The organism is Fulvivirga marina (assembly GCF_016775155.1).
Lineage (GTDB): Bacteria > Bacteroidota > Bacteroidia > Cytophagales > Cyclobacteriaceae > Fulvivirga > Fulvivirga marina.
In genome coordinates this window covers 216,988-233,934 of sequence record NZ_JAEUGD010000067.1, presented here as the reverse complement: position 1 = coordinate 233,934, position 16,947 = coordinate 216,988, and the positions used below count along the sequence as shown (strand labels likewise).

Below are 16,947 nucleotides of genomic sequence, written 5' to 3'. Positions count from 1 at the left end.
CTCTACCAGTCCACGGGCGGCACCAACTGGACCGACCGGACCGGCTGGCCAACCGACTGGAGTACCATAACCTCAGTCGATCAGATAGTAGACTGGCATTGCATAAGTGTAGAAAATGGCGACATCGTAGAGATAGACCTGAACAATAACAACCTCATCAACAACTTGCCAGCGTCATTGAACGACCTGAAAAGCTTGCGCGCACTTTACCTCCACTATAACCAACTGAGCGGCCCGCTTCCCGACCTCAGCGGGCTGGACCAGCTGGAAGTACTGTACCTGTCAAACAACCCACTGGGAATATCCATCCCCGNTCAAACAACCCACTGGGAATATCCATCCCCGCATGGATCACCAACCTGACCTCCCTGACCCACCTGGCCATTGAAAACAGTCAGCTGACAGGAACAATACCATCCGGTATAGGTAACCTGACAGCGCTAACCAGGCTCAGTTTTGATAACAATAAACTCAATGGCAATATTCCTGCAGAACTCAATGGTTTAACCAGCCTTAAGTATTTAAACCTGGCCAAAAACGAATTCACCGGTAATATACCCGATTTGAGTAGTCTTACCGGTTTATCACATCTCTATTTGGGGTATAATACATTATTGACCCCAGGGCCTTTACCTGCATGGATTGGTAATAATACAAGCTTGGCTTACCTGCACCTCCAATCTATGAACAGGACAGGGGAAATACCACCAAGCTATTCTGGCCTTACAAATCTTGTCCAGATCTTTCTTAATAATAATCAACTAGAAGGGACAATTCCTGCATGGGTTGGTGGTTGTACAGGATTGAAACATCTAGTACTTGCTTATAACAGGTTTTCGGGGACACTTCCCGATGCACTTCAGAACTTGTCGAATTTAGAAGTGATGAACCTTACCGCTAATGATCTGGAAGGAACCCTACCTTCCTGGTTGGGTAACTTAACCCAGGTTTTCAACTTGAGCTTTGACTCCAATAACTTTGTTGGACCTGTTCCGGAATCATTAGTTAACCTCAACAAGCTGATATACCTATTTCTACATAGCAACAGTTTTACTGGCTTCCCTGACTTTACTGGCCACCCCAACCTAGGCAGAATGGACGTAAGGATTCAGGAGAACTATATTTCTCAAGAGGATATTGATATTAATAGACCCGGTGGAGTGAATATTTTCAGGCTCTTTTTTTATTCTCCACAGAAAACCCCCAATGGAATTGTTGGAGATGAAGTCGAGCTTCAGGCCCTACGCGACCTCTACCAGTCCACCGGCGGCCCCGGCTGGGCCGACCAGACCGGCTGGCCAACCGACTGGAGTACCATAACCTCAGTCGATCAGATAGTAGGCTGGCATGGCATAAGTGTAGAAAATGGCGATATCGTAGAGATAGATCTGAACAATAACAATCTCACCAACAACCTGCCAGCGTTATTGAACGACCTGAAAAGCTTGCGCGCACTTTACCTCCACCATAACCAACTGAGCGGCCCGCTTCCCGACCTTAGCGGGCTGGACAAGCTGGAAGTACTGTACCTGTCAAACAATCCATTGGGAATATCCACCCCCACATGGATCACCAACCTGACCTCCCTGACCCACCTGGCCATTGAAAACAGTCAGCTGACAGGAACAATACCCTCTGATATAGGTAATTTGACTAACCTTGAATTGTTAGTATTGAGATCAAACCAACTGACCGGCACACTACCGCCTTCGATCAATCAACTAAGCGGATTAGTAACCCTGAGAGTTGATGTAAACCAACTGTCAGGCCCACTTCCCGATATGAGCCCTTTGTTAGCACTGGAAATGCTGGACCTGAACAGAAATAATTTTACCGGGCCTATTCCGGATTGGATGGGATTACTCACCAGTATGAAATACCTCAGAATTTGGAATAACCCATTTACAGGCACAATTCCAGCCAGTTTAGGCACCCTTAACCAGCTTGAACAATTGATCATAGGAGGGTGCCTTTTAACAGGTACAGTACCGCAGGAAGTAACCAACCTTCCCAACCTCCGATACCTGACCCTCACAGATAACCAATTAGAAGGAGATATCCCCCCGTTTCCCACAACATCCAAACTACAAGAACTAAAAATAGCAGGAAACAAAATAACCGGTCTTCCGGACCTTAAAGTACTTCCGAACCTGGTAAAGGTGCATGCCGATGAAAATATCATTCCCTTGCAGGATATAGAAACACAATTTACCGCACCAGACACATGCCTATTTACCTTTACCTATGCCAATCAGGCCTTTGCCGCAGCTGCTAACCAAAATATTCCATTCGGGCAAATACTGGAAATCAATACCGATGACTTTAGCGTCAATAATAATTATCAATGGGAAAAAGAAGAAAACGGCAACTGGATCAATATTAACGGCCAGAACCAAAGCAGTGAACCAGGTATTTTTACTATTGACAAAGTCAGACCGGAAGCCTCAGGAAACTACCGGTACACCATTACCAATAGCATAGTAACAGACCTGACTATGATTGGAGGTCCGATTGCTATTGAAGTAATAATAACAGCACCAGACGCTACAATAGCACTAGTCGCTGATTTTGATAAGATACAACTTGAATGGGAAGGCGTTGAAGATATTGTATATGAAATAGAAAGATCATTGACCCCGGGAAGCGGCTATAGCTTAATAGCCACAACAGTCCCCGGAGCCTCTGCCTATAAAGATCATCCTCTTAATGCCAACACAACATATTACTATCGCCTAAGATCCGTTTATGGTAACGACCAATCACCATATAGTGCCGAAATACAAGCAACAACCAAAACGCCGGTACCTACCAATAACACAATAGTCCACAAGCCCCAATACAACGGCAACATATCCGCCATCAAGTGGAAAACCCAGGGTGACGGTGAGGAAAAGTTGTATACCTACGATTACGATCCCATGAACAGGATTACAAGTGCGCAATATGCCCAAGGCAGCACGGCAACCAATACCTGGACATCAGCACAAGGAGGATACAGTGTAAACAACATCAACTACGACCTGAACGGTAACATCCAAAGCCTCAACAGACAGTCCATAGAAGAAGACCTGCGCACCATAGATGCCCTGACCTACAGCTATGCCAACGGAGGCAACCAGCTCACCGCCGTAAGCGATGCTGCAGGCTGGGAAGGCTTTGCCGATAAAAACACCACAGGAGATGACTACGAATACGATGCCAATGGCAACATGACCAAAGACAAAAACAAAGGCATCACCATCACCTACAACCACCTGAATCTACCCGTAAGAGTAGAGAAAGATGCCAACAACTACATCATCTACCACTACGATGCTACAGGTGCAAAACAAGAGCAGATTGTCTATGAAGAAGGCAAAGCACCCAAAAGCACCCGATACTTCGGAGAGCTGATCTATGAAGACGGAGAGCTGACCATGATCCAACATGAAGAAGGCAGGCTGGTAAAGGATGAAACCACGGGAAACTGGGATTACCAGTACCATTTGAAGGATCATTTGGGAAATACGCGTTTAACCTTCACAACGAAACCAAAGACAATCAACTTTAGTCTTAACTATGAAAATGACGAGTATAACCAGGATGATATCGGCTTATTTGAAAATGTGGAGACCATTTCCAATGTAAGAGACTTTAACCACACTGACGGGTTATATGGCGGTCCATTGGGGAAAAGGCCTTATACTCACTCTCAAGTATTATATAGCTCCCCCAATCCACAGGTAGGTTCTGTAATTGCTATTCCTGTAATGGCAGGCGATAAAATCACAGCGAGTGTTCATGCGAAATATGTTAGTAACTCTGCGAATTCCAATGTTGGAGTCAATACACTGGCTTCTGCATTGATAGGAGCCTTTACAGGAGGAAACCCTGGTACCAGCGAACATGGAATATCAACCATTAATAATAATTTCGGATCAGAGGGATTGATTGGAGGTGTTGATTTTCCTTATGAAGACGCTGATGCCCCAAAAGCTTTTTTGAATGCCATGTTTCTCCCGGATGGAGAAACCATCAACCTGGTAAAAGATGCTACTTTTGCTTATGATCAGATTGATAAGAAATACAATGAAAATGTAATTGATGGAATTTCTCAGGACCCTTTTGATTTATTAATGCTTAAAGGTTTTGAAGCTTCACAAAATGGATATATCTTAGTTTATCTCAGCAATGAGGGTTCTTTGACAGATGTTTACTTCGATGACCTGGAGATAGAGTTGATCGAATCCCCTGTTGTGCAGGTTGATGATTATTATCCATTTGGTTTGCAATTTAACTCCTACCAGAGAGTCACTGCTAAGAAGAATAGGTTTTTGTATAATGAAGGGACAGAGAGAATTGATGACCTGGATTTAGGTCTGGATATGACACCATTCAGAATGTATGATCCGGCTTTAGGAAGATGGTGGCAGATCGACCCGATTGAGAAATACCATGAATCTGGTTATGCATGGGTAACGAACAATCCTATACTTTTTAATGATCCTTTCGGACTGGATACACTAAACACGACAGACTCAAATTTTGATCCTAAAAATATAAATGATGATGATGTCGTAATAGGCCCGAATGTGCTGAATGAAGTGGTTGTTCAAGGTGAACAGATGTCTGAAGAAGAGGCTAGTAATTATGACAAGGAAGAAATTAATAAATACTTCTTTAATAAGGGTGATAAGGTTTTAGGGAAGCGTGATGGTGTGGATATACTTAATTGGGTTGCAGGCCCTCGTGAGCAGGATGGTTATCTTGTTGATGACGACGGGTATATCATTGGAGCTGCGCCGACATTAGCTATTTATGAGGGGCCTAGTAGCGGTGGCGGTGCAAGAAATGCAGTGAAGGCAGTTAGCAGTTTAAAAAAGATTCTCCCATCGTGGAAGAGAATAGCTATCGACATAGAACACATTGCCTCTGGCCATATAAGAGGTGGTAGTAGAGTTAGCTCTTTGAAGAGTTTATTTCCGAGTTATCTTAATAAGCAGCAAGTAAGCAGGCTAGTTAGAAATGCTTATAGAAATGTCAATAAAAAAATAGCAACTCAAGGGGAAAGGGTACTTGTTCAAGGGGAAAGCCAAGGTGTGAAAGTAGAAATGTGGATTAACAAGACAACAAAAACAATAGAAACAGCTTATCCAATTAACTAATGTTTAATATAGAAACAGATTCATTTGACAACAAGGGTAAAATTACAGGGAAGATATCAATTGCTTTTAATGGATGTTTTTTTCCTGAGAAGGATTGGAATGATTTTCCGATTATCTTACTTGAATGGTGGTCTTCTGAAATAAAATCATTCATTAATGGAGCAAAAGAGGCTCAGTTCCAATTTATGGATGGGCCGTTTAAAGTAAATTTTGTTAGTGATGCTGTAGGGAAGACTACTGTTACATGTTATAATAAGAGCTCACCAGTTCATCAATATACTTATGATACGGAGAATTTAAAGGAGATATGTTCCGCCAGTTTTTTGGAAGCGACTAAGACTGTACTAGATTTATGCAGGAAAAATGGTTGGAATGATGATGATATAGAAAAGCTTGCGAGTTCTATAAAAGGTTTATGAAAGAATAGATTAGCTCATTTTAGTTATCTGCCATGATAAACTGAAAAAAGGAGCCTTGCAGCAATGCAAGGCTTTTTTATAAATAAGCCGCTCCCCTGTTGTGCAGGTTGATGATTATTATCCATTTGGGTTAACCTTTAACTCCTACCAAAGAGTGACTGCTAAAAAGAACGATTTTCTTTTTAACAGCATAGAAAGGGAAACAGAGTTGGGTTTGGGATGGGATTTAGCCCATTATAGAGCCTACGATCCTGCCATTGGCAGATGGTTGCAAATCGATCCCAAAACTTCTGAAAGGGAAAGCCCCTATGTTGGTTTTGCCAATATGCCTAATTTTTATATTGATCCGTTGGGAGATACCATAAAGTACGGTAACTATACCATTAATAATTTTTGGAATGATACCTATATGGGGCAGGATCTAAAGAGAATAGGCAATGATGCCTATGATGCTACGTTAGGTAAACTTGGTGACTGGATTGATGGTCTTGATAAAGAATCAACCACCGAAAAGGCCAGTGGTTGGGGTGTGACTATTGAAGGGGAAAAAGGTGCGGGTGAAGACAGTGAGTATTCAAAAACAGCAGACCCTTTGGAAAACAATTCTGTAATGGAGCAGGAGTTTTTGGATGGATTTACTGCGGGTTTTAGAGCTCTTCATGCTCCTTCTCAGAATGGTGAATTTGGAAAAGCTGTGGAAGCTGTTGCTAATGGAGTAAATAGTACAGTTAAAGCAGTAAAAGAAGCGGAAAAGGTGTTTTCGGAAACCCCGCAAGTAGGTGATCAAGTTCAGGGTACCAAGACGACAGCAGGCAATATACAAAGTGGCTTTACTAATATAACTGACTCTACTAAAGTTGAGAGGAAATGGGAGTCAGATGGTAAAGGAAATTATAAATTAATCAAAATTGATACTGTAAAAAGAAAGGATTATTAATGGAATTGAGAAATATATCATTATTTATAATACTAAGTATATTAATACTTTCGTGTAAGAAGGAAGAACAAAGCCAAATATCATCGGAAAAGGAGGTTAGATATTATCCTAATGGTCAGGTTCAGTTTATATGTAATTTAAAAGATAGCTTGAGGAATGGAGAAGGAAAGGGATGGTATGAAAATGGAGATATCAAATATCAGGGCTGGTTTAATAATGGTCTGATGTACGGTAGCCATAAAGAATTTTACCGAGGTGATAGTGCAAAGATTCATTATGAGCAGATTTATGAAATTGAAAATAACAGAAGTAAGTTAATTAGAAGCAAAAGCTATGATCGCAATGGTGCGTTAACATATGACATGAAATACGTAAACGAAACAGTTGAAGTATTGGGTGCAGATAGTGTTATGTTGAATGATTCCTTGATAGTGAAATTACTTCTTGTAGAGCCCAAACATGAGTTTATCAGAGCTTATACTGGAAGTATTGACAAAGTTACAGGACAAATTGACAAAGAAACAATTATACACCACAATGGAGAAAATCGTTCTGTTACTCTACGGTCTAAAGCTATTAATCCAGGCTGGAATACAATAGAAGGATATTTGATAAATTTTACAATACAACCAGCTGGTGACAGTGTTTATGTGGGAGTAAAAGGATACGAAAAAGGTGAGGCAACATATTTTAGTCATAAATATTATGTAATTCCTCGTAATGATTTAGAGATTTAACGCAAGTTCGCTTTTGTTCTCAAAAGGGTAATTACTATCCATTTGGTTTGCAATTTAACTCCTATCAGAGAGTTACCAATGAACCTAATAAGTTCCTGTACAACGGTAAAGAACTTGAGGACGAAACAGGAAACTACGATTATGGCTGGCGCAGATACGATCCGGCGACGGCAAGGTTTACAGGGGTTGATGCTTTTGCGGATAAATACTTCTCAATGTCTCCCTATCAGTATGGGGCAAATAATCCTATCAAATATGTAGATATAAACGGGGATAGCTTAATGCTCTTTAAGAATGGGGCTTATGTAGCAACCGTTGATAATGGTAAAGAAGAAATAACGGGATATAATCAATTGTCTGAAGCGGATGAAGATGGTAATGAGTCATTTACAGGAGGATATCACTTTGGTTTTAACGATATAGAGACAGATAAAGAGGGGCTGAAATCTGGAAAAATGAAAGTTGAGCTTATAAGCAACTCAGAAATAGAAAGTACAATTGATGCAAGTGGTGCAAATGACCCTAAAAATCAGGATAACAGATATTCATTTATACATAGAGAAAGTAGATTTCAACATGATGGAAGCAAGGGGAAAATGGATTTTTGGGCTAGTGGTATAATAAGGGGGGATAATGTACTTCATGTAGCACGTTCCAAGGCCGGTGGTGCTGTAGGCTATAACCCTAGTGATTTTGGTAACTTTATGTGGGGAATGGCAGGCAGGAGATTATGGTTTAATCTAACTACATTAAGATTAGGAGCACACTATAATAACATGATGAATGGGAAGGAAGATAATGCGTGGAATCCTAGTTACGAACATCAGTTATTAGATTCAAAAGCTGATCAAAGGGCAATAATAAATGGGTACAATTATAACTATAAATTCCAGAAAAATGCTGTGGTACTACCTAAAGGCTAAAATGATTTATCCGTTAATGGCGGTGTGTTTTTTTGCGATTTCTTGCTCTTCCTCAACTAGTTCCGATGGAAAGTTAGCTCAAGAGTTTTATGATAAAGCAAAGCGATATGAAGCAGAGTTACCCATTTTTTTCAATGTGTCTTTTACGGCTAGAGGGTATAAAGATAATAGGCCTTTTATTCTTAGAATTGAAATTGCTTTGGATGAGAATGAAACAATTATTTTGCCTGGCATAGCTAAAGGGATGAACGAGGAAGAAATTAAGGAAATGCCTTTTTATGAGAATATTGAAATCTATTCTGATAAAATGGGGTTGGTCGATTCAGTAGCATATCAAAAAGTGAAGGATCAATTGATTGCAATTACTGATCTCGCACATGAGCTAAAATCATACAAAATTCAAAGTACACCGAGGCTGGGAAGGTTTATAATATTCTCAGTGAGTTCCGATGAAGAAGTAATCTATGTTCCAAACGTATCCAAAGTTAATCACGAATATTGGAAGAAGTTCTTCTGTTCTGGTAAAAAGCTTGGAGATAATTGGTACTACCGAAATGTAAAATCAAATTAGAGATAAGAAGCCCATCAGCAATGGTTGGGCTTTTTTTTATACCCCATATGCCTGCCTTGTTTTGGCATCTCTAAGGTAGGTATCAATAATATCGAATATTTTAGTTTTAGTATTTGGGTCAAGCCCTGACCTGGAGATAGAGTTGATCGAATCCCCTGTTGTGCAGGTTGATGATTATTATCCTTTGGGCTAACCTTTAACTCATACCAGAGAGTGACTGTTAAAAAGAACGATTTCCTTTTTAATGGAATAGAAAGGGTGATAGAGTTAGATTTGGGTTGGGATTTAGCACATTTTAGAGCGTATGACCCGGCAATAGGAAGGTGGCTACTGAACAAGAAGTGCCAGCAACACGAAGTCATCTGGATGATTTTGCAGATGCTTTTAATATTGACTTGAGACCTCGTCAGGTTGTCATAGGGGGAGATGGGCCTATGGATGATGATTCTCATTTACCTGCTCCAGACCCAAATGCCAAGACAGTTAATTTCGATATGGGAATTGTAGATGCTTTAGGAGCTCTGGGAAGCTCCAAATTGAAAAAAGGTAAAGCTGCCAAAAATTCATCAGGACAAACAGGTCGAAATAATATAAATGATGTAACCAAAGACCTCTTTGGTCATAGCGCGCATAACGGAACAAAACGCGAAGTTAAAGAATTTGGAATTGCTTCAAAATCTCAAGCAGATATGCCTGATACCGTAAGTGCTAAAAGAGTACACTATGATCCTTATGAGGGGAAAATGTATAGACTAGATACTGTAAAGTTTAGTAATGGTACTTTTCGTGTTAAAAGAGAAATCGATAAAAACGGAAATTTAAAATGACAAAAGATAAAATAGTGCTTATTGTTGTGATAATATTTATATCGGCATGTAGCAAAACAGCAGAATATAGAACTATACTTGATGATACAATCTTATTTATAAAAATAGCTTCAGACAAGGATACTGTAGTCAATGGAGACATTTATGAGGCGGACATTTTTTTGACTAAAGATACTCTATATAAAGTTGCTCAAAATAATAAGATTAAGGATTATATTAAGGCAAAATATGAAGTGAACATTGATAGAAGTAAGTTAATAAGAGCGAGTAAAAATTTAAAAGTAGTAAATGATACTGCCAGATTAAAATTTAAAGCCTACAGAGAAGGGTTAAAGCCAGACTCTACCATTGAAGCTTATTTACAGGCAGAAATATCAGTGAATTTCAAGAATAATGATGACCGGAGTGATACGACTTTTGTGACATTTAGGAGATATTATATTAAAGGAAAATAGTGTGTAAAGTTTCTAAATAAGTGTATGAGTCCAATATAATATGCACAGGTAGCATTAACAGTGGGTAACTCTATCGAGTTACCCACAATTAACACCTATAATTTAATAGAATTTATACTTAGGTAGTTCTAAAATGGGGGTGATTATACCATTGCCCATTTGCTGATCCCCCAGAATCTTTCGAGAATGATTGCTTTACTTTGCATCAATACTTGACTATTCTGATGATCTCCATATCTCCGTTAACGGTTACCTCAGCCATGAAAACTCCTTTTGGTAATGCGTTCCCAACAGGAAATAAATACTCTCCTTCTTTAACTGAATATGAGTACTTTTCCAGAGTCTTTCCTTCCATTGAATAAATCCGAATGTTAATGTCACTGGCATCGGTAGTATGAACTTTTATATCGGTAACATGCTCGAAAGGGTTTGGAAATATAGCCAGACTCTCCGCTACAGCATTGGCAGTTATGGCTTTCCTTGCTATTGGTTCCTGTTTTGCTGACTGTACGGATTTAGTTACCTCGCTATTATTTTCGTCCCAGTAATACCCTTCTTTACTAACCTGATCAATGGAGATAGTAAAATCTGTTTGCTCTAATTTACTACTTCTGAACAGAATACCGCTGTTACTTGTATATCCATATTGATGCTCAACATAAGTCCCTGAACTATTTCTCCAAGTGACCTCTACATAGGCACCAGTTAAATTCACATTATTAGAAGTAAGTTGAATCAGTGCCTGTCCCTCAAAGCTTTTACCTCTCTTTTCCGTTGAGAGGTTGATTGTACTAACCATAGGATTCATAGCAACCTGACCTTGCACAACTATATTAATAATAGGGGAAGTTGCACTTGAATTTTCATTGTCTGTGGCAATAGCAGTTATCGCATATGTGCCTGCCGTAGCATTAGTCCAGTTAAAAGTATAGGGTTCTGAAGTATCTTCTCCAAGTAAGTTGCCGTTTTGATAAAAAGCTACCTTGCTTACGACTCCATCACTATCTGCTGCCGTAGCCGCTATTGAAATAACATCACCTTCATTAAAAGTTGAGTTATTTGCAGGCGATGTGACAGATACGGAAGGTAACTGATTTGCAGGTGTTGAACCGTTCATGATGTGTGTGCCGAGGTATGCAAAAGTATCCGTGGCATAAGTATCCCACTCATTTGTTGTGAATGTAGTGTTTGGAGAATATATTGAAGGGCCTCTGACCAATGTCACATCCTGAGCATAAATTGCTGCATCATTAAAGGCTCCTAACAGATCAATCAATGCTCCTCCCTTGAACAAAGCTATGGCGTCATTTCCATTGAAGGTCATTTCCGATGAGCCAGTAATAATATCAGCCAGGGATGTTATTTCCGAAGTAGCCGAAGAGTGAGCTATAACAAAAACATCGCCATGAGCCAATATACCTGTAAGAGATAATCCGGAGCTCCAACTTCCGGAACCGTTAGTTTGTTTATGAATGCTATAACCAGAGAGGTCAATATCAGATCCCGTAAAGTTAGCAATTTCCAGTGCTTTGTTATAGGAAGAACCCTCTATATATTCTGAAATAAACAATTCACTGGCACCACCACCGGTATTACCAAGTGAAACGGTAAGTATATAGGATTGAGTATCAGTCGCTACACCATCAGTGACAGAAACAGAGATAATATGGTCCCCTTCATCACTGTCAGATGCTGTACCAGTAAGTAATGCTGTACCATTTCCATTATCAGTTAAAGAAAGCCATTCTGGCTTTTGAGATGCTGTAATACTCAATGTTCCCTGACCACCTGTAGTAGTGATATTATAGGCATACAAGTCACCCGCTACAGTACCGGTGTCCGGCGTTGATGTAAACGAGGGGGTTGTAGGTTCGGAGGATACCTCTCCCCATATCAACCCCACATATTCAGGGTGATCGATATAAGGATTTCTATTTTGCTGATAGCCGTAAATGATATCATTTCTTTGCCTCTCAAGGTTATCTACCGGATCTTCGTTATGCCATGCCAATAGATCACTTAGCTTTCCATGTAAGGGAGATTTGTCTGCAGCATCAACGACATAGTCAACAATCTCGAGATCAGGTTCTCCATTAAACCCTTCATATCGGGTGGCCATGTAGAAGATCATTCTGGCTATATCGCCTTTAACTTCATTTCTTGGCTTCCAGACAAAACTCGTACTGCTGGTGTAAGATGCTGTAGCACCCTGGTAGGTTCCAGAACCATCGACATATAACTCACTACATTCTGCAAATGTCCTGTTACTACGGGCAGAGTTAGTGGAGATATCTGCGGCCCGTAAATGATGAACATCAGTGCCTGGCCCAAGGGTTGTGCCAAAATCACCTCGGGATTTAGCCCAGACGTGCTCTCTTGACCAACCATCGCCACTGTTGTATTCCAATGCAGCATTCATGGAAAAATTTGAATAAATTCCTATCACGTTGTTCGGATTGTTGGGATCTCGGTCTGTTTCTTTTAAAATGTCCCATACATCAGTGGAGCTACTCGTGTATGGATATTCAACATGACCTTTAATAATATTATACAAGGCACTTTTAAGGGGATCTCCCGACTTTCCTTCGGCATTATTATAATATCCGGGTGGAATCTGTGCATTACCTATAAAATAAAAAAGGACTAATGTACAGGCCATTAACCCTTTTAGGGTACTGGTGATTATTCTTTTCATTGGGGCTAAATTTTATGTTAAACCTGAAAGTATTTAACTGTGGTAATAATTCCAAACGGAGTTAGGTAATGGATAATTAAGTGATTGCTTACCAGGTAAATAAATATTTTCTACTTCAACTTTCAGCAGTTATGCACTAAAGTCATCTTGAAGCCTTACCAGTTTTGCCTAATCGATTTTACGTGATAGAAAGACCTTGGAAGGAAGAGAAGCTTCCTGCAGTTTTGAGTCAGGAAGAAGTTAAAAGAATGTTTGAAAAAACACGAAATATTAAACATAAGTGTCTCATTGGGCTGCTATATGAGGCAGGAATATGATTAGGATAAGCCAGGAAATCAAAGATTAATGCCATTGATAGCGATAGAATGTACTGCTTACACTACAGACCGAAGAAATATTTATTTGAAAGACCTACGGGTGCAACGTCTAGCGAAATCAGCATCCAGAAAATTGTAAAAAGAGTAGCTAAAAATGTAAATATCAGGAAGCGTGTGAACCGTCATACCTTAAGGTACAGTTTCGTAACCCATTTGCTTGAAAATGGAACAAATTTGTGCTACATACAAACTTTATTGGGGCACAATAGTAGTCGAACCACGGAAATTTATACCCATGTAGGCATCAAGAATATCAAATCTCTTAAAAGTCCATTTGATTTGCTAGATTTAGGAAACGTATAATGCTGATATACCCTATAAATATTAGTATACCGGGTTGTTGAGAATAATTAAAACAATGAATAAAATAATTTTACTCTTTTTCTCTCTGTTTCTTTTTACATTTTCTCAAGCTTCATCATCAGAAACTACAAGCTGCAATTGTGAATTAATCAATTTTGGTTATGAATATTTTGATGAGAGAATAACTGAAATACAAAATGATATTCAAATCAAAGACCTTACAAATACAGAATTAGAACAAATAACAAAACGACTTTGTATCAAGGTAATAGAAGCGGGAATTACAGGGTTTAAATCTGAAGAGTTTAAAAGACTCATACATGAAGCTTTAAATACTCCAAATGATTTAAAAGAATCTAATAAAAATATGATTATTGTAGCTTTTTTAAATAAGTATAAGCAAAAACTCATTTGCCCTAAGGTTACTGGTAAAACTGATTCTAGAGATATGCTAATCTATAAAAAAGCAGCGCTCGAAGGGATAGTAGATCTTTATGATGAAATTCTTTTAGACAATGAAGCATTCCCAAATATTGATTTTAATGGTTATGAAATTGTTGATGGAAATAAGGAAACAGTTGTTGACTACATAGATTATTTGATTAAAACAGTTTTATACGACAAGGATGAGCTTGAACTTCTTCGTGATGACATCATAGATTACGGAGGAAAAAGAGGGGTAGAATTATAAAAACTATTTATTGCTAACGAAACATTTCAGTTTCGTCCTGTAGATGGGCTATAATTGATATTGACAATGATGGCATAACGGAGGTATTCTTTCAAACTTTTCCTCATTATGGACAATCATCAACTAATAGCTGATTACTGAAAAGTGACCGGCTTTTTGTTTGATATATAGCTCGGTGAGTCACATGACTATGGGAAGAATCTCTATCATTTAATAAGCTGAACTTGATGTTGAGCCTAATTATTGATTCTCATTGGTAATACCCGAAAGGGTTTTTATATAAAGTGAGTATTGAAAAACCTGGAAGTAACACCCTCATTAGAATCGGAGACTTAAAACAGAAGCAGCAACTAGGTATTCGTGACCACACGAATATCTAGTTGCTGTGAGTTACAAAACTCCGGTTATTTTATGGGCGATGATATCCCATCAGGCCAGGGAAGGTGGTAGTGGTTGTTCTCCAATTAAAGTCCTGTCCATTCCAGTTGGTTTCGCTTATATGGATTTGGCCTGTATTTGGATCACGCCATTCCACAAAGGCCATATGTCCCCATTGAGTTCCGGTGTTAAATATGGCTACATCTCCATACCTTGGGATGTGTCCACTGGGAGTATTGATCATACTCAATTTTGCCGAGTATGTTGATGCATCAAATCCCCACTGAGGGAAACCTCCTGCAGCTAATCTGCATGATACATAAAGAGTACAATTGTCTGGATATGCATACCTGCATTCTCCTGGAAGCATTGCATTACTTGGAGACTTCTTGCCGGGATTGCTACTCTCTTCACTGATCACCGTTTCCTGATCCTGAACGGGATTTTTTACTTCAATGGTTTCTTCGCTACATGCCAGAACGGTCAAAAACAGGCATGCGAAAATAATGTTTAAGGTCTTTTTCATTTGGTTATTAGGTTGAATAAATGTCTACTCTATTTAAAGGATTTTCGACTTGCTCCTACATCAAATTAATTATTTTTATTGTAATTAAATAGATAAATAAGGGGAATTTATGGCTTAAATATTATAAATAATGTATTAACTTCAGTTAATGTGTCTGATTGTTAATGGCTTATGGGGAGAGGTTAATTGTTGGAGTTATTAGTATTTTCTGGATTCATTTTTTGGAAACACCCGATCCTGAGCTTTAGCGTCAAATACCAGTCTGTACTGGCTTTAAGCTGGAGCGATTGCCATATTTTTACTTGTAAACGAGGGATGCATGTTAATGCACTTAGGTTTGAAATAGCTATATAGAAGAGGCTATACTGAGCCGTTAACTAACACTATCCATAAAAATTTTCACCTTACTGTGACAATTTTTGAAATTAGGCTACTAATACAATAAAGACCGCAGCTAAATTGGAATCACAAAAGCGCAAATTTCTTCAGATAATAGAGGCTAATCAGGGTGTCATTAAAAGCTTATGTAGAGCCTATTATATGAATGCTGAAGATCAACAAGATGTTTTTCAGGATATTGTTTTACAGTTGTGGAAATCTTTTAAGACCTTTCGGGGAGAGTCCAAAATCAGCACCTGGATTTACAGGGTTAGTCTTAACACCATTCTGGTCAAAGTCAGAAATGAGAAGCGGAAAATAGCTACAGAATCTATTAGCTCTTCAGCACTAACATTTCCTAACGCAAAGGTTGATGATGATACTGAGCTTCTGAGCATAGTGCTTCAATCTTTAAAAGACCTGGATAAAGCCATGATCATCCTTTATCTGGAAGGGTATAAGAACAAAGAAATCTCTGAAATCTTAAGTCTCACACCGACCAATGTAAGTACCAGATTAAGCCGTGTAAGGGCAGCATTAAAAGCTAAATTTCAAAATCAGTGTTATGAATTTAAACAACCTTAAACCGGCATGGCAGCGGTTTCGATTATTGAATGCTATGCAACCAGTTGATCAGGAAGAGATCTTATGGATAATTGAAAGAACTGAAGGTATGGCAATGAGCAAACACCATCGGTTTGCGATGAATGCTTTTATGTTTATACTCTTAACCATATGCTGTCAGGGAGGATGAATGCTTATATTATCTGGGATATAAGCCCGGAAATTTTTGAAGGTTTTGCCTTATTGAGGTGGTATGGAGTCAGTTGGGTTTTGGGAATATTGATAGGGCACCAGATCATGCTCAAAATTTATAAATCGGAAGAAATTCCCGCTATAGAACTGGACAAGCTCACAGTATATATAATGTTAGGGGCTATCATCGGTGCTCGTTTCGGACACATCCTGTTTTACGATCCGATACACTATCTCAACAATCCCATTGAAATTTTGCCTATTAAAATACACCCGAATTTTCAATTCACCGGCTTGGCAGGACTGGCCAGTCATGGAGGAATTTTAGGGGCTTTGCTCTCGCTCTACCTTTATAATAGAAATTTCAAAAGAGGTTACTTATGGATGCTGGATAGGTTGATGATTGCAGGAACTGTCTTAGGAGGGCTGATAAGATTGGGTAATTTGATGAACTCAGAAATCATAGGGATTCCCTCCAGCCTTCCCTGGGCCTTTGTGTTCACCCGGGTGGATCAAATACCGAGGCATCCGGCACAGCTTTATGAAGCAATATTTTACCTAGCGCTATGTATTGTGCTATATGCTATCTGGAAAAACAGGGGGTTTTATAATCTTCAGGGGTTTATCTTTGGACTCGGGATAACACTGATTTTTACCCAGAGATTCCTGATTGAGTTTTTGAAAGAAAATCAGATGTCGTTTGAAGAAAACCTAATCCTGAATATGGGACAAATATTAAGCATTCCGCTAATCTTTGTTGGTATTGCTCTTATGATTTTGAGTCGTAAAAAACTTGCCGATAAATAATCCAGAATAACCTCAGTGAAAAA

Annotated in this window: 14 protein-coding genes and 1 pseudogene; 13 read left to right on the top strand and 2 right to left on the bottom strand. The window is 39.1% G+C overall.

Translation table 11 applies throughout. The features are described from left to right. Positions 1–563: 563 nt before the first annotated feature. From JMN32_RS25190 to JMN32_RS25155, 8 genes and pseudogenes are all read left to right on the top strand, one after another. Positions 564–5,144, top strand: a complete 4,581-nt coding sequence (locus JMN32_RS25190; RefSeq protein ID WP_202859182.1) for an RHS repeat-associated core domain-containing protein — start codon at positions 564–566, stop codon at positions 5,142–5,144. After that, positions 5,144–5,563 (top strand): hypothetical protein, encoded by a 420-nt coding sequence (locus JMN32_RS25185; protein ID WP_202859181.1) that lies wholly within the window; start codon positions 5,144–5,146, stop codon positions 5,561–5,563. The genes JMN32_RS25190 and JMN32_RS25185 overlap by 1 nt, the downstream gene beginning before the upstream one ends. 100 nt (positions 5,564–5,663) lie before the next feature. Next, complete coding sequence (locus tag JMN32_RS25180; protein ID WP_317191806.1) at positions 5,664–6,500, top strand: RHS repeat-associated core domain-containing protein; 837 nt, start codon at positions 5,664–5,666, stop codon at positions 6,498–6,500. Next, complete coding sequence (locus JMN32_RS25175; RefSeq protein WP_202859179.1) at positions 6,500–7,237, top strand: toxin-antitoxin system YwqK family antitoxin; 738 nt, start codon at positions 6,500–6,502, stop codon at positions 7,235–7,237. The genes JMN32_RS25180 and JMN32_RS25175 overlap by 1 nt, the downstream gene beginning before the upstream one ends. Before the next feature lie 44 nt (positions 7,238–7,281). After that, positions 7,282–8,160: pseudogene (locus JMN32_RS27660) on the top strand (RHS repeat-associated core domain-containing protein); the annotation flags it as partial. Continuing rightward, on the top strand, positions 8,135–8,731 hold the full coding sequence (locus tag JMN32_RS25165) for a hypothetical protein (RefSeq protein ID WP_202859177.1): 597 nt from the start codon (positions 8,135–8,137) through the stop codon (positions 8,729–8,731). The pseudogene JMN32_RS27660 and the gene JMN32_RS25165, both read left to right, overlap by 26 nt. Positions 8,732–9,054: 323 nt before the next feature. After that, positions 9,055–9,558: a hypothetical protein gene (locus JMN32_RS25160; RefSeq protein WP_202859176.1), complete on the top strand. Its 504-nt coding sequence runs from the start codon at positions 9,055–9,057 to the stop codon at positions 9,556–9,558. Further along, positions 9,555–10,013 carry a hypothetical protein gene (locus tag JMN32_RS25155; protein WP_202859175.1) on the top strand — a complete coding sequence of 153 codons (459 nt, stop codon included), beginning with the start codon at positions 9,555–9,557 and terminating at the stop codon, positions 10,011–10,013. The genes JMN32_RS25160 and JMN32_RS25155 overlap by 4 nt, the downstream gene beginning before the upstream one ends. Positions 10,014–10,218: 205 nt before the next feature. Here the strand turns inward: JMN32_RS25155 and JMN32_RS25150 are convergent, their stop codons facing one another. After that, positions 10,219–12,708, bottom strand: coding sequence for an endonuclease (locus JMN32_RS25150; protein WP_202859174.1), 2,490 nt, complete (start codon positions 12,706–12,708; stop codon positions 10,219–10,221). Between the two features lie 365 nt (positions 12,709–13,073). On the opposite strand from JMN32_RS25150, the gene JMN32_RS27805 reads away from it, so the two are divergent. Together JMN32_RS27805 and JMN32_RS25140 are read left to right on the top strand one after the other, a co-directional pair. After that, entirely contained in the window at positions 13,074–13,388 is a 315-nt protein-coding gene (locus JMN32_RS27805) for a tyrosine-type recombinase/integrase (protein WP_202859173.1), read from the top strand. 55 nt (positions 13,389–13,443) lie between these two features. Continuing rightward, the gene (locus JMN32_RS25140; protein WP_202859172.1) at positions 13,444–14,079 is read left to right on the top strand and encodes a hypothetical protein; all 636 of its coding nucleotides are present in this window, start codon (positions 13,444–13,446) and stop codon (positions 14,077–14,079) included. Between the two features lie 409 nt (positions 14,080–14,488). Here the strand turns inward: JMN32_RS25140 and JMN32_RS25135 are convergent, their stop codons facing one another. After that, positions 14,489–14,983 (bottom strand): CHAP domain-containing protein, encoded by a 495-nt coding sequence (locus JMN32_RS25135; protein WP_202859171.1) that lies wholly within the window; start codon positions 14,981–14,983, stop codon positions 14,489–14,491. 459 nt (positions 14,984–15,442) lie between these two features. Between JMN32_RS25135 and JMN32_RS25130 the strand changes: the two genes are divergently transcribed. Genes JMN32_RS25130 through lgt form a run of 3 tightly spaced genes read left to right on the top strand, consistent with a single transcriptional unit; the run spans position 15,443 to position 16,924 of the window. Next, positions 15,443–15,946 (top strand): RNA polymerase sigma factor, encoded by a 504-nt coding sequence (locus JMN32_RS25130; RefSeq protein ID WP_202859170.1) that lies wholly within the window; start codon positions 15,443–15,445, stop codon positions 15,944–15,946. Next, the gene (locus JMN32_RS25125) at positions 15,927–16,115 is read left to right on the top strand and encodes a hypothetical protein (protein ID WP_202859169.1); all 189 of its coding nucleotides are present in this window, start codon (positions 15,927–15,929) and stop codon (positions 16,113–16,115) included. Before JMN32_RS25130 ends, JMN32_RS25125 begins: the two co-directional genes overlap by 20 nt. Beyond that, the gene (gene lgt, locus JMN32_RS25120) at positions 16,112–16,924 is read left to right on the top strand and encodes a prolipoprotein diacylglyceryl transferase (protein WP_202859168.1); all 813 of its coding nucleotides are present in this window, start codon (positions 16,112–16,114) and stop codon (positions 16,922–16,924) included. Before JMN32_RS25125 ends, lgt begins: the two co-directional genes overlap by 4 nt. Positions 16,925–16,947 lie beyond the last annotated feature (23 nt).